Annotated in this window: 21 protein-coding genes; 8 read left to right on the top strand and 13 right to left on the bottom strand. The window is 44.9% G+C overall.

What is annotated here, in order from left to right:
- Positions 1–61: 61 nt before the first annotated feature.
- The 6 genes from TY03_RS17150 to tilS all read left to right on the top strand — a co-directional run bounded on the left by TY03_RS17150 (position 62) and on the right by tilS (position 7192).
- Positions 62–2965: a golvesin C-terminal-like domain-containing protein gene (locus TY03_RS17150; RefSeq protein ID WP_042372305.1), complete on the top strand. Its 2904-nt coding sequence runs from the start codon at positions 62–64 to the stop codon at positions 2963–2965.
- Between the two features lie 80 nt (positions 2966–3045).
- On the top strand, positions 3046–3360 hold the full coding sequence (locus TY03_RS17145) for a hypothetical protein (RefSeq protein ID WP_042372173.1): 315 nt from the start codon (positions 3046–3048) through the stop codon (positions 3358–3360).
- Positions 3357–3572, top strand: coding sequence for a sulfurtransferase TusA family protein (locus TY03_RS17140; protein WP_042372172.1), 216 nt, complete (start codon positions 3357–3359; stop codon positions 3570–3572). The genes TY03_RS17145 and TY03_RS17140 overlap by 4 nt, the downstream gene beginning before the upstream one ends.
- Positions 3569–3913, top strand: a complete 345-nt coding sequence (locus tag TY03_RS17135; protein WP_042372169.1) for a hypothetical protein — start codon at positions 3569–3571, stop codon at positions 3911–3913. Before TY03_RS17140 ends, TY03_RS17135 begins: the two co-directional genes overlap by 4 nt.
- A gap of 30 nt (positions 3914–3943) precedes the next feature.
- On the top strand, positions 3944–5782 hold the full coding sequence (locus TY03_RS17130) for a YgiQ family radical SAM protein (RefSeq protein WP_042372167.1): 1839 nt from the start codon (positions 3944–3946) through the stop codon (positions 5780–5782).
- 120 nt (positions 5783–5902) lie between these two features.
- Positions 5903–7192 (top strand): tRNA lysidine(34) synthetase TilS, encoded by a 1290-nt coding sequence (gene tilS / locus TY03_RS17125; RefSeq protein WP_042372165.1) that lies wholly within the window; start codon positions 5903–5905, stop codon positions 7190–7192.
- Positions 7193–7201: 9 nt separating this feature from the next.
- On the opposite strand, the gene TY03_RS17120 is transcribed toward tilS, so the two are convergent.
- The gene (locus tag TY03_RS17120) at positions 7202–8749 is read right to left on the bottom strand and encodes a sodium:solute symporter family protein (protein WP_042372162.1); all 1548 of its coding nucleotides are present in this window, start codon (positions 8747–8749) and stop codon (positions 7202–7204) included.
- Positions 8746–8871, bottom strand: a complete 126-nt coding sequence (locus TY03_RS23060) for a symporter small accessory protein (RefSeq protein ID WP_262482531.1) — start codon at positions 8869–8871, stop codon at positions 8746–8748. The genes TY03_RS17120 and TY03_RS23060 overlap by 4 nt, the downstream gene beginning before the upstream one ends.
- Positions 8872–9016: 145 nt before the next feature.
- On the opposite strand from TY03_RS23060, the gene TY03_RS17115 reads away from it, so the two are divergent.
- Complete coding sequence (locus tag TY03_RS17115) at positions 9017–10015, top strand: hypothetical protein (protein ID WP_042372302.1); 999 nt, start codon at positions 9017–9019, stop codon at positions 10013–10015.
- Positions 10016–10017: 2 nt separating this feature from the next.
- On the opposite strand, the gene TY03_RS17110 is transcribed toward TY03_RS17115, so the two are convergent.
- The 11 genes from TY03_RS17110 to TY03_RS17060 form a co-directional block, all read right to left on the bottom strand.
- On the bottom strand, positions 10018–10611 hold the full coding sequence (locus TY03_RS17110; protein ID WP_042372159.1) for a nitroreductase family protein: 594 nt from the start codon (positions 10609–10611) through the stop codon (positions 10018–10020).
- 22 nt (positions 10612–10633) lie between these two features.
- The gene (gene metH, locus TY03_RS17105) at positions 10634–13387 is read right to left on the bottom strand and encodes a methionine synthase (RefSeq protein WP_052332537.1); all 2754 of its coding nucleotides are present in this window, start codon (positions 13385–13387) and stop codon (positions 10634–10636) included.
- Positions 13356–14327, bottom strand: a complete 972-nt coding sequence (locus tag TY03_RS17100; protein ID WP_042372157.1) for a nucleoside recognition domain-containing protein — start codon at positions 14325–14327, stop codon at positions 13356–13358. The genes metH and TY03_RS17100 overlap by 32 nt, the downstream gene beginning before the upstream one ends.
- Positions 14328–14375: 48 nt before the next feature.
- A complete protein-coding gene (smpB, locus tag TY03_RS17095) occupies positions 14376–14828 on the bottom strand; it encodes an SsrA-binding protein (protein ID WP_042372155.1) in 453 nt (150 codons plus the stop codon).
- Between the two features lie 7 nt (positions 14829–14835).
- A complete protein-coding gene (locus TY03_RS17090) occupies positions 14836–15381 on the bottom strand; it encodes a Yip1 family protein (RefSeq protein ID WP_042372154.1) in 546 nt (181 codons plus the stop codon).
- Positions 15382–15411: 30 nt separating this feature from the next.
- Positions 15412–16260, bottom strand: coding sequence for a hypothetical protein (locus TY03_RS17085; protein WP_042372153.1), 849 nt, complete (start codon positions 16258–16260; stop codon positions 15412–15414).
- Between the two features lie 653 nt (positions 16261–16913).
- Positions 16914–18083 carry an ETX/MTX2 family pore-forming toxin gene (locus TY03_RS17080; protein WP_042372152.1) on the bottom strand — a complete coding sequence of 390 codons (1170 nt, stop codon included), beginning with the start codon at positions 18081–18083 and terminating at the stop codon, positions 16914–16916.
- 35 nt (positions 18084–18118) lie between these two features.
- The gene (locus TY03_RS17075; protein ID WP_187374009.1) at positions 18119–18499 is read right to left on the bottom strand and encodes a DUF3244 domain-containing protein; all 381 of its coding nucleotides are present in this window, start codon (positions 18497–18499) and stop codon (positions 18119–18121) included.
- Positions 18500–18709: 210 nt separating this feature from the next.
- On the bottom strand, positions 18710–20455 hold the full coding sequence (locus TY03_RS17070) for a hypothetical protein (RefSeq protein WP_148335700.1): 1746 nt from the start codon (positions 20453–20455) through the stop codon (positions 18710–18712).
- Positions 20456–20462: 7 nt separating this feature from the next.
- Complete coding sequence (locus tag TY03_RS17065; protein ID WP_042372146.1) at positions 20463–20963, bottom strand: DMP19 family protein; 501 nt, start codon at positions 20961–20963, stop codon at positions 20463–20465.
- Between the two features lie 111 nt (positions 20964–21074).
- Entirely contained in the window at positions 21075–21479 is a 405-nt protein-coding gene (locus TY03_RS17060; RefSeq protein WP_042372144.1) for an HsmA family protein, read from the bottom strand.
- A gap of 242 nt (positions 21480–21721) precedes the next feature.
- On the opposite strand from TY03_RS17060, the gene TY03_RS17055 reads away from it, so the two are divergent.
- Positions 21722–22423, top strand: coding sequence for an iron-sulfur cluster assembly scaffold protein (locus TY03_RS17055; protein ID WP_042372142.1), 702 nt, complete (start codon positions 21722–21724; stop codon positions 22421–22423).
- Positions 22424–22438 lie beyond the last annotated feature (15 nt).

Raw genomic sequence — 22438 nt, 5'->3', positions numbered from 1 at the left:
GGTAGCATAAAGCTATCCACTATTTTTTTTTGTTACTTTTGTCATGAAAATCAAGATGTATATGAGAAAGTTTCCTCTCCTTCTGCTGCTGTTGCTGTTTTTGGCAACAGGAATATCGCATGCTCAGGACATTGAACGCAATGTAAAAGAGCGGCTCACCAGCTATTTCGGTAGTTACAGTCCGGCTACGGCAAAGACCAATGCCGCTGAGTTTAAAAGCTTCAACATCGATTACGACCGAAAGCAGATAGCCATCTATCTGAGCGAGAGTTTCGCCTACCAACCCTTTCAGAACGAAACGGTCGAAACCATCTATCAACAGATCAAAGACCTCCTGCCGGGTCCGGTGCGATTCTTCGACACAACCATCTATGCAGGTACGAAACCGATTGACGATTTAATACCCAACCTGTACCGGAAAAAGAAAAAAGACAAATCGCGCCTGTTGCTCAACACCGATTACAAAGGAGAGCCGTGGGTAAAGAACACCTCTCGCCCTTACGAGGTATCGCGCGGACTGCAAAACCGCCACATCGCATTGTGGCAAAGTCACGGCAGTTACTATAAAAACGATAAAGAAGATTGGGGATGGCAGCGCCCGCGATTGTTCTGCACTACGGAGGATCTCTTTACACAATCGTTCATTCTTCCCTACGTTATTCCGATGCTGGAGAATGCCGGAGCCAATGTATTCACTCCTCGCGAACGCGATACGCAAAGAAACGAAGTGGTTGTCGACAACGATACGCAAAGCAACTCGATCTACCTGGAGGTGAAAAGCCGCAAAGCCGACTGGTCTACTGCCGCAGGTAAAGGGTTTGCACAAAAGCAAAGCCGCTATCAGGATGGCGAAAATCCTTTTGCAACGGGCACAGCACGCTTTGCACGCACCGAGAAGAAGAAAGACAAAGCCTTTGCCGAGTGGATTCCAACCATTCCGGCAACGGGCGCTTATGCCGTATACGTCTCTTACCAAACACTGCCCAACAGTGTGAGCGATGCCAAATACCTTGTTTTCCATAAAGGAGGGGTCACCGAGTTTCGTATCAACCAACAAATAGGAGGCAGCACTTGGGTTTATCTGGGCACTTTCGAGTTTGACAAGGGCAACAACGACTACGGCATGGTGGTACTGAGCAATCAGAGCTCACAAAACGGAGTCGTTTGTGCCGATGCCGTTCGCTTTGGCGGGGGAATGGGCAACATCGTTCGGGGTGCTTCGGTAAGTGGGTTGCCGCGCTATCTCGAAGGAGCACGATACTCGGCACAGTGGAGCGGTATGCCCTACGAGGTATATGGCGGCCGCAAAGGAACCAACGACTATGCCGATGATATCAACACACGAGCCAACAGCATCAACTACCTGTCGGGTGGTTCGGTTTACAACCCCAATCAGGCTGGACTGGGTATTCCGATTGAGATGTCTCTGGCACTGCACAGCGATGCAGGGAGTAGCAAAACAGACGAGATCATCGGATCGCTGGGCATTTATACAACCGATGCCACCAACGGACAGTTGGCTACAGGTATCGACCGATATGCCTCACGCGACTTGGCAGACATCACCCTTACGCAACTGCAAAAGGATATCAATGCCAATTTCAACACACCGTGGACACGCCGCAGCATGTGGGACAGAAATTACAGCGAAACCCGCCTGCCGGTAGTTCCCTCTTCGATTATCGAGCTGCTGTCGCACCAGAACTTTGCCGATATGCAATACGGACACGACCCGAACTTCAAATTCACCGTGGGTCGCTCTATCTATAAGTCGATCTTACAGTTCGTAAGCAGCCAGCATGGCAAGGACTATGTAGTGCAACCCCTACCTATCGATCATTTCGCCGTTCGCTTCGGGAAGAAGAAGAACACACTCGAACTGAGTTGGCAAGGGGTGCAAGACCCCTTAGAACCGACCGCACAGCCGCAAGCGTATGTAGTCTATACCCGTATCGGGTATGGAGGATTCGATAACGGAACGATTGTAAGCAAACCATCATATACCGTGAAGATAGAGCCAGGACTGGTTTATTCGTTTAAGGTGACGGCCGTCAACCGTGGAGGCGAAAGTTTCCCTTCGGAGATACTCGCAGCCTATAAAGCCAAACGGGAACGCAGCCGGGTGTTAATCATCAATGGGTTCGACCGCATCAGTGCACCGGCGGTAGTCAATACACCGACTCAAGCGGGCTTCGACATGGAGCAAGACCCCGGTGTACCTTATTTGTACGACATTTCACTTTGTGGCGAACAAACCACATTCGACCGCAAGCAGGCCGGCAAAGAAGGCAAAGGCAGTTTGGGCGATAGCGGTCGGGAGCTGGAGGGATTGAAGATGGCGGGCAATACGTTCGACTATCCCTTCGTTCACGGCAAAGCCCTGCAAGCTGCGGGCGGATATAGCTTTGTGTCGTGCAGTGACGAAGCCGTCGAAGCAGGAATCGTATCGCCGGACAACTACCCCATCGTTGACTATATTCTTGGATTGGAGAAAGAAGAACCCGGCGTGCGCAACAGCTACAAGACCTTCTCCTCAGCTATGCAGCGCATCATCACCGCCTATTGCCAATCGGGCGGACGCCTATTGATAAGCGGCTCTTACCTGGGTAGCGACATGAGCACCTCGCAAGGCAATCGTGAGTTTACGGAAAAGGTACTCAAATATGGCTTCCAACGCTCCATGGACGATAACCGCTCGAAGGTTATCAATGGGTTGGGACGCACATTGACCATTCCACGTTTGCCCAACGAGCAAAGCTATCCCGTTACAGCTCCCGAGTGCATTGTTCCCGTAGCTCCCGCCTTTTCGGTATTTGCCTATGCCCCCGACAATCAAAGTGCAGGTATTGCCTACAAAGGCAATTACCGTACCTTCGTTCTGGGCTTTCCTTTCGAAAGTATCGAGTCGGAGAAAGAGCGCTCAACGGTAATGGCAGCCATCATGAGGTTCTTTGATGAAAAATGAAAATAAATTGGTGCCAACGCACCATCTTTCATGAAAAGTTTTATCTTTGCTCCTATTAATTCACTCTAAAACTAAAAGTCATGTATACTATACAAGCTAATCTCAGCGGAACACGCAGTATGGAGGTATCTGAAGAGAACCTGAAAACCATCGAAAAATATGCTCTCTTCCGTCACCTGATCGACAGCAACGGTATCGTAGACGAAGCCGTACTGGATAAGCTCAAACTGAATATCCGTTCGCTTATTGCCAGTCAGGAAGAAGATAGTAAAGAATTGCTCGACCTTTGCATCGACGTCATTTATCATGAAAACATGAAGGCGTTTGGTTTGCAACAACTCATTAAACTGTATCTTACCTGGCTCGTCAACCAAGAAGAAGAGGAGGAGGTATGATTACTGTCGATACTCGCGGACTGACCTTATACAGTCCATTGATTCCGGCCATCACTGCTTTGTGCAATGCCCCAAAAGGCGAGAAACTGGAAATTATCATGGAGAACCTCGAAGCCTTTCAGGACCTCAAAGAGTACCTGTCCGAACAAGGCATCGGCTTTCGCGAGATATACGACGGCGAAGAAATGACATTACAATTTACCATTTTATGACCGATATTCAACAAAAACTAAAAGAATTATCCGGAGCGGACACCCGCAAGATTAACAGCATTTACGGTAGCATAGACAAGTTCTATGCTACCGTTTATCTCATTGCACGCAATGAACACCAGTGTCAAAACATGTCGGTTCCCGGTGCCGAACAACGACTAAAAACCATTCGCGCCTACCAAGGCATGATTCGATTTATGCTCGACGAGCTATCGCTCGATGGAAAAGACATACTCGAGGCCATTGCCAGCGACTATCTGGAAGACTTTGTGAACTTCCGCGAGCAAGATTTCGGACTCACCGACGAGGAATTCATAGCCATTATTAAGCGTATCGGTTAATCTGCGAAATTTTATCCGTATCTTTGCGGCATGAAAGAATATCGATTGACCGACTGGTTACCCACCAGTAAGAAAGAAGTGGAGCTCCGCGGATGGAGCGAACTTGATGTAATCCTGTTCAGTGGCGACGCTTACGTTGACCACCCCTCTTTTGGTGCGGCCGTAATAGGCCGTATCCTCGAATCTTTGGGGCTGCGGGTAGCCATCGTTCCTCAACCTAACTGGCGCGACGACCTGCGCGACTTCAAGAAGTTGGGACGCCCTCGCCTCTTCTTCGGCATATCAGCCGGCTGTATGGACTCTATGGTAAACAAATACACGGCCAATAAGCGTTTGCGCAGTGAAGATGCGTATACGCCCGATGGCCGTCCGGATATGCGCCCCGAATACCCTTCGATCGTTTACAGCCGTATCCTTAAAGAGCTTTACCCCGATGTGCCTGTCGTACTGGGAGGCATCGAGGCAAGTATGCGCCGTCTGTCGCACTACGACTATTGGCAAGATAAGTTGCAGAAGAGCATCCTTTGCGATAGTGGTGCCGATCTGCTGATCTATGGTATGGGCGAAAAACCCATCACCGAACTGACCGAACGACTGGTTGCTAAGGGAGCCCCCATACAAAGCCATGAACTACCCACGGATATTCCACAAACCGCTTTTCTGGCTCAAGCCGAAGGGGAAAGCTCGCTTCCTGCTGCCGAAACCCTTACGCTTTACTCGCACGAGGAGTGCCTTAAAGACAAGAAGAAGCAAGCGGCCAACTTTCGTCACATCGAAGAGGAGTCGAACAAATATGCGGCCAACCGTATCACCCAACGTGTGGACAAGCAATTGGTGGTGGTCAATGCCCCCTATCCGCCCATGAACGAAACGGAGTTAGACCATTCGTTCGACCTGCCTTACACCCGCTTGCCGCACCCCAAATATAAGAACAAACGCATCCCGGCCTACGACATGATTAAGTTCTCGGTCAACATCCATCGCGGATGCTTTGGCGGATGCGCCTTTTGTACGATCTCGGCACATCAAGGCAAATTCATCGTCAGCCGCAGCAAGGAAAGCATCCTGAAGGAGGTACGCGAGGTTAGCCAGCTGCCCGACTTTAAAGGATACCTAAGCGATCTGGGCGGTCCTTCGGCCAATATGTACCGCATGGGTGGCAAGGACGAGTCGGTTTGCCACAAATGCAAACGCCCGTCGTGCATACACCCCAAGGTATGTCCCAACCTGAATACCGATCACCGTCCGCTGCTCGACATCTACCAATCGGTCGATGCCTTGCCGGGTATCAAGAAATCGTTCATCGGTAGCGGTGTGCGCTACGACCTGTTGTTGCACCAAAGCAAAGACAGTGCCGTGAACCGCAGTACCGCCGAATATACCCGCGAACTGATCGCCAACCACGTAAGCGGACGCCTCAAAGTAGCCCCCGAACATACCAGCGACAGTGTGCTCAACATCATGCGCAAGCCTTCGTTCCATCAGTTTGGTGAGTTTAAGCAGATATTCGACCGCATCAATCGCGAACTGAATCTGCGCCAACAGCTCATTCCTTACTTCATCTCCAGCCATCCGGGCTGTAAAGAGGAAGATATGGCAGAGCTGGCAGTACTTACCAAACGGCTCGATTTTCACTTGGAGCAGGTGCAGGACTTCACCCCTACCCCCATGACCGTAGCGACCGAAGCATGGTATACCGGCTTTCATCCGTATACCCTCGAGCCCATCTTCAGTGCACGCACGCAACGGGAGAAGCTGGCGCAACGGCAGTTCTTCTTCTGGTACAAGCCCGAAGAACGACGCAATATAATGAACGAGCTGGCACGCATCGGTCGTAAAGATTTAATCAATAAGTTATATGGCAAATAAAAGCCTGTTTTCTTATACAGCAAGAGTACGTACTCTTGGTATTAATGAATACGTACTCTATGCACCAATGAATAGTATATCTATGCACTATTAAGTACGTACTCTTATAATTCGTCGATTATGATTCTGCATCGCATCTCTCAATACATTGATAATGAGAACTTATTCAAAAAGACAGATAAGATTCTTGTAGCTCTGAGCGGTGGAGCCGATTCGGTAGCTTTGTTGCGTTTATTAACCCAACTGGGCTATTATTGCGAAGCGGCACACTGCAACTTCCACTTGCGCGATGCCGAATCCGACCGTGATGAAGCCTTCGTTCGGCAACTCTGCCACGAACAAGGAGTGACGCTTCATTGCACACACTTCTGTACCGGCGAGTATGCTGCCGAAAAGCATATATCGATTGAAATGGCAGCGCGCGAACTGCGTTACGAATGGTTTGAGAAGATAAAAAAAGAGAGTGGTGCGGCAGTGATAGCCGTAGCCCATCACCGGGACGATAGTGTAGAAACCCTGCTGCTGAACCTGATTCGCGGAACGGGCATCAACGGTCTGTTGGGCATACGCGCCCGCAATGGCGATGTAGTTCGTCCGCTCCTTTGCATCAACCGCCGGGAGGTAGTCGACTACCTGAACAGCATCGGTCAGCCCTATGTAACCGACAGCACCAATCTGCAAGACGAATACACCCGCAATAAAATCCGGTTGAACCTGATTCCGCTGATGCAGGAGATCAACCCATCGGTCAATGAGAGCATTATGGATACGTGCAACCATCTGAACGATGCCGCTCTGATTTATGCCCACGGCATTGAAGAGGGAAAGAAACGGGTACTCACCGAAAAAGGCATCGCCATCGATGCCCTGCAACACGAGCCTGCACCGGCTGCTTTGCTGTTCGAGATCGTGCGTCCGCTCGGCTTCAACCCGGCACAAACGAAAGATATAATTGCCTCGCTTGCCGGACAACCGGGCAAGCAGTTTCAAAGCAAAGAGTGGCGCATCATCAAAGACCGCGAATGGCTGCTGATCGAAAGGCGCAAAGGGGAAGACGCGGTCGAACCCCCTCCCTTTGAACTGGAACAAGAGCTGCTGGACTACACCCCCGAATTCGTTATTCCCCGCCACAAAGAGGTGGCCTGCTTCGATGCCGATAAGCTGAAAGGTACGCTCAGCATACGGCTGTGGCAAACAGGCGATACCTTTGTACCCTTCGGCATGAAGGGCAAGAAGCGTGTGAGCGATTATATGACCGACCGCAAGTTCTCCCTCGCACAGAAAGAGCAACAATGGGTACTCTGCAGCGGCGAGCAGATAGCCTGGCTGATAGGCGAACGCACCGACAATCGCTTGCGGATAGATGAAACCACGCAACGTATCCTGATCGTTCGCTTGCGTCGCGTGTAAACAGCCCGTTTACCGCCGTGCAGTAAGCAAGCTGACCACGACCAAAGCCAGTACCGACAACGGAAGGGCAAACAAAATCGGGTCTATCACCGGAAAGGGATACGTTTCGATCAGCACATCGCGCCCAAAAAGCATGCGGCAGATACCCATCGACGCAGCCTCTTTCTCGTGAAGAAAGACGAGTGCAAAGACACTGGCCAAACTGCCTGTCCAGAGACTCGCCATCGCTCCTTGCCGGGTAGCCCCCTTCCAATAGAGTGCACAGAAATAAGCAGGCAGAAAAGCGGCGGCACAAACACCCATAAAAATAGCCGTGCCGCGGGCAATAATATCATTGGGAAGCAGGTAACAGATAATATAACTCACCAGAATGGAAAAGAGTACACCCAAGCGAATTACATTTGTAAGTTTATCGCGCGAGCGGGGTTTATAGGTACCGTAAATATCCGATCCGACGGAAGCTCCCATCGTGTGAAACTGCGAACTAAGCGTAGACATGCTGGCCGAAAGAATGCAGAGCATAAAGAGTGCGGCAAACCAGTTGGGCATGGCTTTATTGATAAAGTAAGGAATAATCTTGTCCATATCCTTGACCACCTCGGTGGCTACCGCCCCTTCGGTTTTCAGGAAAAAGAGATTGCTCAACGCACCGGCATGGTAAATAGCACCCACGGTGATAATCAGGAAGAAACACCCGATCAGTACGCCCCGGTTAAGCTGCTTGCTACTCTCGACCGTCATAAAACGAACCACCAACTGCGGTTGCGCCAAACAGCCGATGCCCACCCCAAGAATAAGCGAAGTAACCAAGGTGTACCACTGCGGAGAGCCGGCAACAGGCATGGCCGTCCAGCCCTGATGCCCCAATGCCTTGAACTTTTCGGGTACAAGCGGTGCAATATCCGTCAGTGCCTGATTGGCTTCGGTAAAGCCCATACCCAACACCTGATAGAGCGAGAATACGAGAAAAAGCATACAGGCAAACATAATCACTCCTTGCAAAGCATCGGTATACATCACCCCCTTCATACCGCCGGCAATGACGTAGCCCGCAATGACCAGCGTAAAGATGAGCAGCGACAGGTTAAAGTCGATCTGGAAGATCTGTTCGATAAACACAGCCCCGCCTTTCATAACAACGGCTGCATACAGAGGCATCCCCAGAAAGATAACAGCCGCTATGAATACCTGAATCTTACGCGAACGGTAATGCCTGCCGAGCAATTGCGGAAAGGTGCTCACATTGAGTCGCGCACCCATGCGCCGGGTACGCAATCCAAAGAACAGGAAGGCAATAACCACACCCACAAACATATTGAGAAAGCATAGCCACTGAATACCCATGCCGAAAGCGGCAGCAACCCCACCAAAGCCCACAATGGCCGAAGCAGAGATAAACGTAGCACCGTAAGAGAGTGCCATTACAATGGGGTTCATCTGTCTGCCCCCTACCAGATAATCGCTGGCAGTGGTCGTTTTCTTATATCCTAAAAAACCAAGATAAACCAATGACAGCAGGTAAGCTATCACAATGAGACTAAGTGTGAAGGTGTTCATGATGTTTTGTCTTTTTCGTCGTCTTTGTTCCAATACTTCCAACCGAACCATGCGGCAAACACCACACACAGTATCGAAAGCAGATACGGTAAAAGAATCAATGGATCGTTAATTCCAAACATTGAGTTATCAGATATAGATTAATAAAGTACAAAAGTAAACATATTGGCGAAAAAGCAAAGCAAAAAGATTGAAAAAGAGCCCTATACTTTCGGATTTTCGAAGAAGAATTGTACTTTTGCGACCGAAAAAGTCATTAAAAGAAGTATGGAACGAAAAAAACGTATCAAATATCTGGTATCGATCCTCATGATATTGTTCATGATCGGTGTAGCAGAATGGACCGGAGAAAAAGAAATTATCTTTCCCGAAATGGCGGCACTCACCATCGGACTATGGATTGTAGACAAACGCGTATGGAGAGTCAAACGAAGTGCGATCGTATGGTTAATGACACTGGGAGCTTTTGCCGGTGTATGCATCGTCCGCTATTCGCCCCTGTCACTTACCGCCAATCTATCCTTGGCATTTGTACTTGCAGGGTTATCGTTGCTGTGTAGCAGAACCACACTGATTCCGCTCATATCAGCCTGTATGCTGCCGGTATTACTACATACGGAAACATGGATTTATCCGATTTCGGTATTCTTCTTATCGCTTATACTGGTTTGGGGACAACGCATCCTGGAGCGATACGACATACGCCAACCAATCGCACACAGTCCTTCGGATAGAAACTGGAAAAAAGATCTCTTTCGGTGGATGGCCTTACTGGCTTTCGTCTTCCCCATATCTGCCTTGGCGATAGGCACAGAGAATACATGCTTCATTCTACCCCCACTCATCGTTACTTTTACCGAATTTGCACACTCCAAAGCAGGCTTTCGCAACCGCCCCGTACAGATATTCTTCATCTTGGTAGGAGCCGCTACACTCGGTACAGTACTACAATGGGTGGGATACACCTACCTGCACCTGCCCGAAACGGTAGTGGCCTTCGTGGTAATCGGTTTGCTCTTCTTGTTCTTTGAACGATCGGGCAAGTTTTTTGCTCCTGCCGGGGCATTGGCACTGATTCCGATGATCGTTCCGCAAGAACAGCTCCTTTGGTTGCCTTTGCAGGCAGCAGTAGGTACGGCACTGTTCCTGACGGTGGCTATGATTGTGTTTCAGCAATGTTATAAATGGAACAGGGCGCAATTGGTTTACTGCATTACGCCCTCTGTGCTTCGAAACAACAGAAAAAAGAGAAACAGTAACCAATAAGGTTACTGAAATTTTCCGTAGTGTATTTTTTTCTCGTCGAACTTCTGTTTGGGTTTTTCGTTGGTAGCCGGATAGCCGAAAGGAATGATACAAAGCGGCAACACATTTTCGGGCATATTGGTAAAGCGGCGTACCACCTCCATGCGGTCTTCATACGGATAGGCGGCTGTCCATACAGCACCCAAGCCAAGGCTTTCGGCGGCCAACAGTATGTTTTGCGTAGCTGCCGAACAATCCAAATACCAATACGAAGAGCGTGTAGAGTCGCCACACACCACAATGGCTTGTCGTGCCTGCTTAAGCATCTTGGCATAGGGCAAGGCGGTTGCCATCGAATCGAGTGTAGCCCGGTCGCTTATCACGACAAACTCCCACGGACGAAGGTCTCTACCCGTAGGGGCAGCCATACCGGCACGCAGCATCCAGTCGATCTTCTCTTTCTCAACACCTTTATCCAGATAGGTACGCACACTTTTACGGGCAAATATATTGTCCAAAGCAGCATTGGCAGCAGTGGTCTTCTCGCTTTGCGGAGAAGGAGAACAGGCAACGAACAAGGTTGCAACGAACAGCGATAATAAAAAGAACTTTCTCATACGTTGTTTATTTAGATAAGTGTTAGTCAAACAAATTCAGTTTATTCTTCTGTGCCTCTTCGAGTGATACCGTTTCGCGACGATACAAGCCGCTTTTGCCACGAAGCTCCTCGTAGTCGCGATTCAACTGCGCTACCAGTGCTGCTTTACTCTCGGGCTGAAGCAGTTGGGCTGCTACACCGGCATTCTGCGAGGCATCTTTAAGATGTACTACCGGTGCGTGATACACGGGAGCAATCTTCAGTGCCGTATGCATCTTCGAGGTTGTTGCCCCACCAATGAGCAAAGGAAAGTCCAAGCCACGTTTCTCTAACTCGGTAGCTACGTATACCATCTCTTCGAGCGAAGGGGTAATCAGTCCGCTGAGTCCGATCATATCGACCTTCTCGGCAATGGCACGTTCTATAATCTTATCGGCAGGCACCATCACACCCAAGTCGATGATTTCGTAACCGTTGCAGGCCATCACTACCGAAACAATGTTCTTACCAATGTCATGCACATCGCCTTTGACGGTAGCTACCAATACCTTACCTGCCGAAGCAGAACCTTCGTGCTTCTCCGACTCGATAACCGGCTGCAAAATAGCTACGGCGCGTTTCATCGTACGAGCCGTTTTTACTACTTGGGGCAGAAACATCTTGCCTGCACCAAACAGTTCGCCCACGTGGTTCATACCTTCCATGAGCGGGCCTTCAATCACATCGACTGCTTTATCATACAACGGAAGAGCCTCGGCCAGATCCTCTTCGAGGAAGTCGCCAATGCCTTTCACCAACGCGTGTTTTAATCGTTCCTGCACAGAAGCGGTTCGCCAGGCTTGTTGGGCAATCTGCTGTGCCGAGGGTTCGGACGAACTTTCTTGATTCTTCATCGTCTCGGCAAGTTCGATCAGGCGTTCGGCTCCATCGGATCTACGGTTCAATACGACATCTTCGATACGCTCCAGTACATCGGCAGGGATATCGGTATACAGCACCGAGGTAGCGGGGTTGACAATGCCCATATCCATACCTTGTTGAATAGCGTGGTACAGAAACACGGCATGCATCGCCTCGCGAATGAAGTTATTGCCGCGGAAGGAGAACGAAAGATTACTTACCCCACCGCTAACGTGTGCACCGGGAAGGTTTTTACGAATCCATGCCGTTGCGTTGATAAAGTCGACTGCGTAATTGTTGTGCTCTTCGATACCGGTGGCTACGGCCAGCACATTGGGGTCGAATATAATATCGTGAGGATTGAAGCCTACCCGGTCGACCAACAGACGATAGGCACGTTCGCATACTTCGATCTTACGGGCGGCAGTATCGGCCTGCCCTTGTTCGTCGAAAGCCATCACCACGACTGCGGCGCCATACTGCTTCACACTGCGGGCATGTGCCAGAAAACTCTCCTCGCCCTCCTTGAGCGAGATGGAGTTGACGATGGACTTTCCTTGCAGGCATTTCAATCCGGCTTCGATCACCTCCCATTTAGAGGAGTCGATCATCACCGGTACCCGGGCAATCTCGGGTTCGGAAGCAATCAAGTTGAGGAAGGTAGTCATCTCCTCGCGGGCATCGAGTAGTCCGTCGTCCATATTCACATCGATGATCAACGCACCGTCTTCTACTTGCGCGCGGGCAATAGAAAGGGCTTCATCGTATTTCTTTTCGTTGACCAATCGAAGAAACTTACGCGAACCCGCCACGTTGCAACGCTCGCCTATGTTCACGAAATTAATCTCAGGTTTCACTTCGAGCAACTCCAATCCCGACAACCACATGCAGTCAGGTTTGGCAGCCGGCCGATGAGGAGGTACGCCGGCTACAAGTGCGGCATAGCGGGCTATATAGGCATCTGTCGTGCCACAACATCCACCCATGATATTGACTAAGCCTTCGTCGATGTATTCGGCCATCTCCTGCTCCATGTCTTCGGGACTCTGGTCATACTGCCCCAGACTGTTGGGCAAACCGGCATTGGGGTAGGCACTTATATAATAAGGTGCACGAGCAGCCAGTTGTTGGAGGAAAGGCTTCAACTGACGCGCACCAAACGAACAGTTCAATCCGATAGAAAAGATCGGTGCATGCTGCACAGATGCGAGGAATGCATCGAGCGTTTGCCCCGAAAGTGTACGTCCGCCTATATCCGATACGGTAACCGAAAGCATCAAAGGTACTTCGACTCCTGTACGCTTCATGGCCTGTTCGGCAGCATAAATGGCTGCTTTAGCATTCAACGAGTCGAAGATGGTTTCGATGAGAAGGGTGTCTACTCCCTCTTCGAGGAGCACCTCCATCTGTTGCTGATAGGCAGCAGCCAGCTCGTCATAGCTTACCGCGCGATAGGCCGGATTGTTCACATCGGGGCTCATCGAACAGGTTTTATTGGTAGGGCCTACGGCACCTGCTACAAAGCGAGGTTTATCGGGGTTTTGGGCTGTATATTCATCGGCTACTTCGCGTGCCAGTCGCACGGCCGCCCGGTTGATATCATCGACGGATGCTTCGACCTGATAGTCGGCCATCGAAATGGTAGTAGCACTGAAGGTATTTGTCTCAATGATATCGGCTCCTGCTTCGAGGTATTTACGATGGATCTCCTGAATCACATCGGGGCGTGTGAGACAGAGCAAATCATTATTTCCCTTAAGTAAACCCGAAGTATGTGCGAAGCGTTCGCCACGGAAATCCTCCTCTTGGAGGTTATACTGTTGAATCATGGTACCCATGGCACCATCCAGTATCAAGATGCGTTCAAGTACTAATTGTTGAATGTTTTTTTTCATTGTTGTGATGTCTGCCAAGATATATAATAAAACGACGTCCCCACACTACGATTATAGCAAAGAGCAGGCGGGTGCCGATAATAACAAACCAGTTAATGCCTAACGCAACAAAGAGTATGGTATCTTCGAGCAATGAGTGCGAGATAGAGAGGTGATAGTTCACCGTATTCGAATCTTTGAGCGAGAGTTTTCCCTCTTCGACCAGATCGATCATCACCGCTCCACCATAGGCAAGCCCCACTACGTTGCCAACAATCCATAGAAAAGGAGAATTATCGGGCAGTCCGAAGATACGCATCAACGGACGAAGCGGGCGGGAGATTAAATCAATCAGGTTGAATTCGGATAGGGCACGCTGTAAAATCATCAGTGCCGTAACGATCAGCACAATAGTCACAATCAGCACCATCGATGATTGAAACCAAGCTTTAAATACTTCGCCAAGCGATGCAAACTGTTCGGGTTGCATTAATAACTCGAACGGAGTATTATCGACGGGTAGCAAGGCATTCAGAAAAACGGCTACGGCAAATGCCATGCCTATACGAAGCAGCACCATGCCCCAGAAGGATGATCCTGTTTTCTTGGTAATGGCACACTCAACCAACAGGTTGTGTGCCACCAAACACATAAGAGTAAGAATGGTAGCTTCGCGAATGGTCATAGCAAGCGAGGTCATCACCGCAATCGAAGCATAAAGAGGAAGAAAAACACTAGTGATAAACACGATAGCCAACGCACCGGGCAGACCAATCAGGTTGAATAGCGGATGCATATAGTCCGCCAGCCAGGCAATGGCACCATAATAATCGAGTAGTCGAACGAGCAGTGAAACAGGAAGAATGATTTTGAGTAACCACAGCGATGTTCTGCCCGATTTAGGCAAAGCCTCTCGAGTACATTTCCAGATACGTGCTGCGAAGGTAGGTGATTCTTTCATTGGCACATTTTGATTGGCACATTAGCACATTGCCTTGTCGGCACGTTATTATCGCTTAAACATCCGATCCATGTCGCGACGATCATCTTTTTCTTTCAATGATTCGCGCTTATCGTATTGCTTTTTACCTTTTGCCAAGGCAATGACCAGCTTGGCTAATCCTTTTTCATTAATAAACATGCGTACAGGAACCATGGTGAAGCCCGTCTCTTTGGTTCCACGTTCCAGTTTCTTCAGCTCCTTTTTGCTCAGCAAGAGTTTTCGGTCTCTACGGGCGGCATGGTTGTTGTACGAGCCATAGAAATATTCTGCAATGTGCATATTCTTCACCCACAATTCGCCTTTAGCAAAGTAGCAAAACGTATCGACCAGACTGGCTTTTCCCAGACGTATCGACTTAATCTCCGTTCCTGTGAGCACAATACCTGCCGTATAGGTATCGAGCAACTCATAGTCGAACGTAGCACGTTTATTCTTTATATTTACAGGAGCCAGTTTCATTTGTATCTTAATTTAATATTGTTGTTAGCTTGTCGAAAACAAACTGAATAACCGCCGGACATACTATTAACAAAATAGAAGTCAGAATGGTGAAGCGAAGGCGTTTATTATCTTCGACCTGCATTAAAATAGCTGCACCCTCCCACACCACATACACGGTATAGAACTGCAACAACCAACCGATGATCCGGAAGTCGGGCAATAGTCCGATAATGATTTGGAGTACAAACCCAACCACCATGGCATAGCCGGCAAACTGTTGAGCCAAATGAATATCACTTCGCATGCCAAGCATCTTGACCCGCATCTCATTAATGGCATAAGCTGCCAAAAAATATCCTCCAAAAAGAGCGACTGCTACAGCACAACACCGAGTCATAGCTATCTGAAAGCTTTGCGGACCACTCCATCCGTAAGTTACTAACGAACCGATAAAGACGGCCAAACCGCCTAAACCTATCATAGGATAGACAAAAGTAACGAATACTTTGCGCCTATCCTCTTCCAAACGAATTTCCTCCCAGGCCTTGGCCGGAGAGGAAATCAGTAACATAGTTATCTTAAATAGTTCTTTGTAATTCAATTATTCTTCTATTTTAATACTTTTTTCGTATGACTTCTCATTCGCTCCCTTCAAATCGTCAGAAGATGTATTTTCCATTGCTTTAACAATGACCTTAGTCGGGTTCACACCACTTTTCTTTTTGAACTCAACAATTGCAGTTGTCAAATCAAACGCTTTATATTCGGCATAATTCATTGTTCTTTCAACTTTATCACCTGTAGTATCATCTCCACTTATTACATGGCGTAGATAAACAACCATTGAGGTTTCACCTGATTCAACTTCATCTAAATAATGAATCATTGTAAAAGAATGTTTTTTCAATTCGGCCTTTAGTTCATCTTCTTTCTGAGAATCTTTTATTTTATAACCAACAGGAGATATTAAATAATATTCGGCCTTAGCACCGTCATAGATCATTCCTTTCAATACCGGAAGCACATAAGGTTCGATGGCAGAATAGCCGCTAACAACAGATAAAGTAGCAATAGCATGGGTCGATTTGACATCTTGAACATCATCTTTAGCCGGACATATATTCAACGGTGCATCAATAGATTGAGGTTTACCTAACAGCTCTACATTTAGTTTTTTAGTATTCGGTGTTATTTCTTGTAATGCTCTATCATATTTATAGCCGACCAAAGCAATCTTTGTTTCAGAAGGTAAATCGATCAAAGTAGAATTAGTTGGTACAACTTCAATTCCTCCTGATATGAATGAGTTTGACATACCCATATAGCCAGATTTCACTCGCATAGGTTCCATTCCTTGAACAATTGTATTTTCTTCTCCGTTCATACAAGAAGTAACTGTCGTGCCCATTATTATCATTAAGGCTACCATCAAAAAGTTCACATGTTTCATAAGTCTTTTCTTTTTTAGAGTTTGCAAAGATATAAAATCTAATTTATAATTATAATAGGTAAACGTGAATACTTGAGTAATACTGCGCCATTATTTATTTTTTAACAAATAATGGCGCAGTATTATTTCTCCGTAAAGATGGCTTTTGAACGAATTTGCGATAAAGGCATACAGAAAAATCTGAGAATCGCGACTAGAATGAAGTCATCTATCAAGCAGAAGTGGAAATCGGAAGAGTTATTCAGTATAAAATCATCATTGCAATAAATATATCAGACACCCTCCCTCTTTTCTATGTAGAAATCCCAATGACTATCCATATTACTAATTAATTGGAACAACATGTGTAACACTTCATAATATTAGCCACCGTCATACCTAACCACAATACGGTTGAGCTTACTTCGATCGAACCGAAGCCAACGGAGCGAAAACATATTTTACTTGGAGCAAATGCCATCAGACTAATCTGGTGTAAAGCTATGAGTTAGAATCTATATTGCTAAAAAACATCTAACTGACTAAACTTTAAATATATCAAAGAGCTATTTGAAGTTTTAATAGTGATACAGCAGTGCCTTGTATTATATAAAAAACCTGTAAACTCTAGGAATTTGATCCGTTTAGAGCTTACAGGTCATAATAATCAAAGATTAGTTTACACTTTTGGGTACAACAATTATTCTCCGAACCAATGTTCCATCATTCTCCAAAACTATTTGAGATTCCTTAACAGAAACTCCACTCCATGCCCCTTTCAGATATATTTTTTTGCCTGTTGTCAAACCAACCATTTCCGCAATATATGTTACAGTTGCTTTATATTCATAAGCCATAAGTTTGGCTGTAAGCGTAGTATAAGGAGGCAAAACTTGTGTTACAGTCTCACTAATTTTTTCTGTTTTCGTCTCTGAATTACCAGCCTGATATGACCAACTGTTTTCTGTTGTATTACTAGTATCAATTGACCCTCCTCCAAAAGACGGAATACCAATATTCATCGAAGCACTTACAGAAACAGAAACTCGAACACCTTCTGTTTCTGTAAAACTAGATGTAGTAGATAAAGTCTCTTCGAATCCTACAGTTCTTGTTGCTTCAAATTCCGTATTGTTAATTAATTTTTTAATAACTATCAGCTTAGGAGATACAGAAAATTGACTATTAACACTAGTCTCGTATCTTATACCTACAATTTTAAATTCTTCGGCTGGTATGATTTCCCAATATGCTCTACCATCATTAATCCTATTTCCAAGAATTAAAGCATAATTATCATTGTTTTTTGATTGTAAATAGTCATACTCTGGAAAAATTGGCGGAAAAACAGAATCACTCAACCGCACAGTAGATATAGAGTAGTGCGAAGTGTTAGGTATCATTGACAAACTTACACCATTAAAAAAAGAAGACTGACTTTTCGAAAAAAGGATAGGATAAGGCTCAGAAACTACCTTATTTACTCTACCAAGAAATCCACCATTAAACTCATCATTCCCCCCTACTAAAGTAATCAAATAGGGGTCCATAACAGCATTAGATTTCATATTAATGTACCACCTCTGCCGCATACTACCATCATCAGAGTCGCTTAAAACAACACTATTCCCACTACTGTAAACACTCAAAAGCTTCCCACTAGAAACCTGTTTCAAATTAACAGGAATTCCATTTAATTGTCCAATAAGATCATAACTAGAACTTCTAGCAACCATAGAATTACTCACTGGTTCATTTATAGGATGATCCCAAACAGCGTCTGTGTTCTCACAAGCAAACAAAATCAATAAAAAGCTCACTAATAAAAATAATTTCTTTTTCATAATAATTACAGCTTAAATAAATAATAATGTGCACGTTATATATATAAAATGGGGAAAAAGCCTTCAAAATCTCCACCATTAGTTTGCACCTCTATCCGAAAATCACCAATTTGATTAATAGGAAATGACAATGATTTGACGTTAACATAAAAGTCCGAATAAATCAATTTACCATTGCTCATATCTATCACTCTTACTATTGTACTTTCAATGATTACATCAAAATCGATAACAAGAGTGTTACTAAACAAAGACGCACTGAACATTACATTAGCAGCATCACGTGCTATACTCCCTGCCTCTACACCTTCTTGCTTCCCCTTTATCGGTATCTCATTTTCCATAATAGGCTCAAAGGCTTGCAATTCGCTCAAGAACAGAATAAAAAAAATAAAGACAATTAAAGACATTTTCATAAACTTCATCTATTTTATTAGGTTATCAAACATATACAAATTGACGAAGTAAAGGTAGTGAACATTCAATATAATATATTATAATTCGACAAGAGTTTTATGTTAAAAAGCAGTCAAAAGAATAATAGTAAATCATTGACTATAGGATAAATACAAAAAAATAAAACAAGTAACTATTAGAAAAAAAACAAAATAGAGAGGAAAGTAATATCAAATATTATCCAGAATATCACCTAATAGGTACTGAGAAGAATGCAAATTCATTTTATGCAAAATCGAACTTTTCTTTTTATACATAGCGTCCAGAGTACGCCCCATAACTATTGCCATGTCAGAGTAGCTTAATCTAATCTTACATAAACAGCAAAATCTTATATCATTCTTATTCAACAATATATATTTTGACTCTAAACGTTCTGTAAAACCATTCGAATAATAATTGATATCTGCGATTAAACTTTTCCAATCATTATCTTTAAATTCGTCCTTGGCGTAAAAAGTAGTTTTTTTTTGTTGAATAAACATCAACAAAATAGAATAAGATTTAGAATTATTCATCAATCGAATAAATGAAGAATTTCTTTGAGTACGCAAATTAGCTATCTGAACTGATAAACTATAAATCCGCCCCTTATCTTCTTCTGTTTCAGAAAGTAGTTTTTGTAGCTCTGTTATTTCAAGTTCCTTATTCTGTAAATCAGCATGCAATAAGTTCAGGCTATCTTTCAGCTTTATCAACCGTATCTTTTCCTTATTAATATTTACATCAGCACTATTGCGAGATTTACGATAAATTGCAACATATAAAATAGTTAAAGCTATAATACCTATAAATAAAACGAATAAGCTGATCTTATATCGATGTAGATATTTCTGCAATAAATGAGCATAATATTGTATCTGATTATTTTTCTCTAGAATAACAACATCATCTACACATCTCCGTTGTTGTATAGAATCAGCGCAAACAATATAACAATTTTTAAAATATATAGCTTCATCCAAAAGCTTTTGATTTTCAGCAATGTAAGACAAGTACATATATGCACCAGCCTTAGTGTAATAATTATCAGTAGAAAGGCTTTGGTTTAAATAATATCTTGCAGAATCATAGTTATGCTCACTATAAAATAGACTACCTTTTAATAAATGAAAACCGCTAAGCGCGTATTGTTTATCAGCCAATAAAGTTGCTCCCCTCTGAGCAAGAGACATTGCCTTAGACGTTTCTCCTATTGCTTCATAGAGAATGCTTAAAGAATTCAATACAGAACTTTCAATCCACTTATTATCTGTTTTGGCGGCAATAATCAAAGCCTCCTCTAAATATCGCTGTGCCTTAGCACGAGACTCATTCGTACCAATAGATAAATTAATATCACCACGTTTAGCAAGTGCTACTGCTAAGCGAGACGAGTACCCCATCTGTATAGCCAATTTTTCGGCTAACGCATATAATGAATCAGCTTTTAGATATAATCCGCGTAAATAATACTCATATCCTAAATTACTATACAGCAGACTCATCAAATCAGCATCATCAAGTCTCTTTGCCAAAGGAACAGCAATTATAAATTCGCGAGCAGCCGCTAAATGATCTTTTTTATCTTGGAATACTCTTCCCCAATAATAATGAGACTTTGCCCTTAAAGAAAGATCTCCGATGGAATCGTAGTATTTAACAGCGGAATGTATTAATGAATCGTCAGAATGTAAGATATAGTTTTTATCTTCCGCTTGAGTTAAAAGTAAAGCATATTTTGCCAAACAATCAACAGTACTGAGTTCGTCAATTCGAATTCCACGCAAAACAGTCAATGCACTATCTGGGTATTGAAGCATCAAAGAATCTGCACGAGCAAGCAAAGGATGATTTATCATATCCTTATGGCAAGAAGTGACTAACAAAAATATAGCTAAAAAACATCCACTTAAAAAGAATACTCCTTTAGTCACAGTGCACTTATTTAATTATTTTCGCAAATAGTTCTAAATGATCATCCACATAAGCTGCGATGGTGGCTGTTACTTTCTCTTCCATCTGGAAATATTCCTCTTCCAAATCATCAAAAGCTTCGTAAGGTTCGTACATGGCCATGAACTCCTCTTCGGTGCGTTCGCGCTCTAAGTCGACACGGTTAGCATCATAAATCTTCTTTGCTTTATAGACCAGCTTCGAAAACTCTTCGGCTCCCCAAAGACGCATTACCTTAGCAAAAGGATTGTCAAAGATGTAGCCGCCATAACCGTTTTGAATGAGTTGACAGAATCCACCTACCATTATTTCGTCGCGAAATAGCTGATAAGCCAATAAGGAATGCTGCTCACCGCTAAGGAGAGCCATGGTTTCGGCAGTAAGCTCATCGCCTATCACCTCTTTATATTTGTCGGTAAATACCTGGATGAATTCATCCATACCTTCGCCGGCTGCTGCTTGCAGGGCAGAATCTTTCACTTCTATCATATATTCAGTACTGTTAATGGTGCAAATGTACTAACTTTATTTCTGAATTGCGTCAATTGCCCCTCTAATCTTCATGATAGAAGTTAAAACTGCTCCAAAAAGCAACCAGATTTAGTGATTCAGTGACATACCCATATACACTCCTATAAAATAAGGTATGAGCCAGATACACCACACCACGATACTGAACCGATTGAAATGTGCTTTGGCTTTTTCGGACCCTTTGGCATACGTCCAGATAGCCCATAGCGCATGAACAAACATCAATAAAATAGCAATAACACCGGTCACGGTATGTATTTCATCGTGCAAATGAGTTATCTGAGCGATATGCTCCATCAGGGCTGTACCCACCGTATCGGAGAGTAGGCCAAGCAAGAAAAACACCAGATGCCAGAACTTTAACTTCTTTTGAAGTCGTTCGCCCCAAACGCCGATAGTATAAAAAACCAATGCCGAAGTTATCACACAAATTGCTACAATTAAGAAATGCACATCTACCTGATTAAGTTCCATAATACTTTATTTTTGCAGAAGAAACAATTACACCGTCCGTAAGGTTTCATTAAAGAGAAGAAAAACAATAAATGCTATCCACACATTACAAACGGTAGAATTCTCAAGTTGTATTTTCCTTTTTTCACAAAAAAGTAATAAGAGCCGATTTGCACAAATGAATAAAAGGAGTAACTTTGCGTTCGATTTAAAAATCACGACTACATATTTTTTAATTATATCACTAATAAAAAGAGCTAATTATGACTTATTCACACGAAGTGGAACACATGTGTGTTGTAAAGAAGGGTCCTAACCACGGATCGGCTCCCATACCCGAAGAAGGCAAATGGGTAAAATCAAAAGAAATCGTTGATATTTCAGGTTTAACACACGGTGTTGGTTGGTGTGCTCCTCAACAAGGTGCTTGTAAGCTGACGTTGAACGTTAAAGAAGGAATCATCCAAGAGGCATTGATCGAAACAATCGGTTGCTCGGGTATGACTCACTCTGCTGCTATGGCTGCCGAGATCCTTCCGGGCAAGACTATCCTTGAGGCTTTGAACACCGACTTAGTTTGCGATGCTATCAATACAGCTATGCGTGAGCTTTTCTTGCAGATCGTTTACGGACGTACTCAATCGGCTTTCTCAGAAGGCGGTTTGATCGTTGGTGCAGGTCTTGAAGACTTAGGTAAAGGTCTGCGTAGCCAAGTAGGTACAATGTACGGTACATTGGCTAAGGGTCCTCGTTACCTTGAAATGGCCGAAGGTTACATCAAAAACATCTTCTTGGATAAGAACGATGAGATCTGCGGATATGAGTTCGTTCACATGGGTAAGTTCATGGACGAAATCAAAAAAGGTACCGATGCAAACGAAGCTTTGAAGAAAGTAACCGGCACATACGGTCGCGTAACAGCAGAACAGGGAGCAGTTAAACACATTGATCCACGTCACGAATAATATAAGGAGGAAATA

Origin of the sequence: Bacteroides neonati, from assembly GCF_000499785.1 — a bacterium.
In the GTDB taxonomy this organism is placed as follows: domain Bacteria; phylum Bacteroidota; class Bacteroidia; order Bacteroidales; family Bacteroidaceae; genus Bacteroides; species Bacteroides neonati.
The sequence above is the reverse complement of the archived record's forward strand: the minus strand, read 5'-3'. Positions and strand labels throughout refer to the sequence as shown.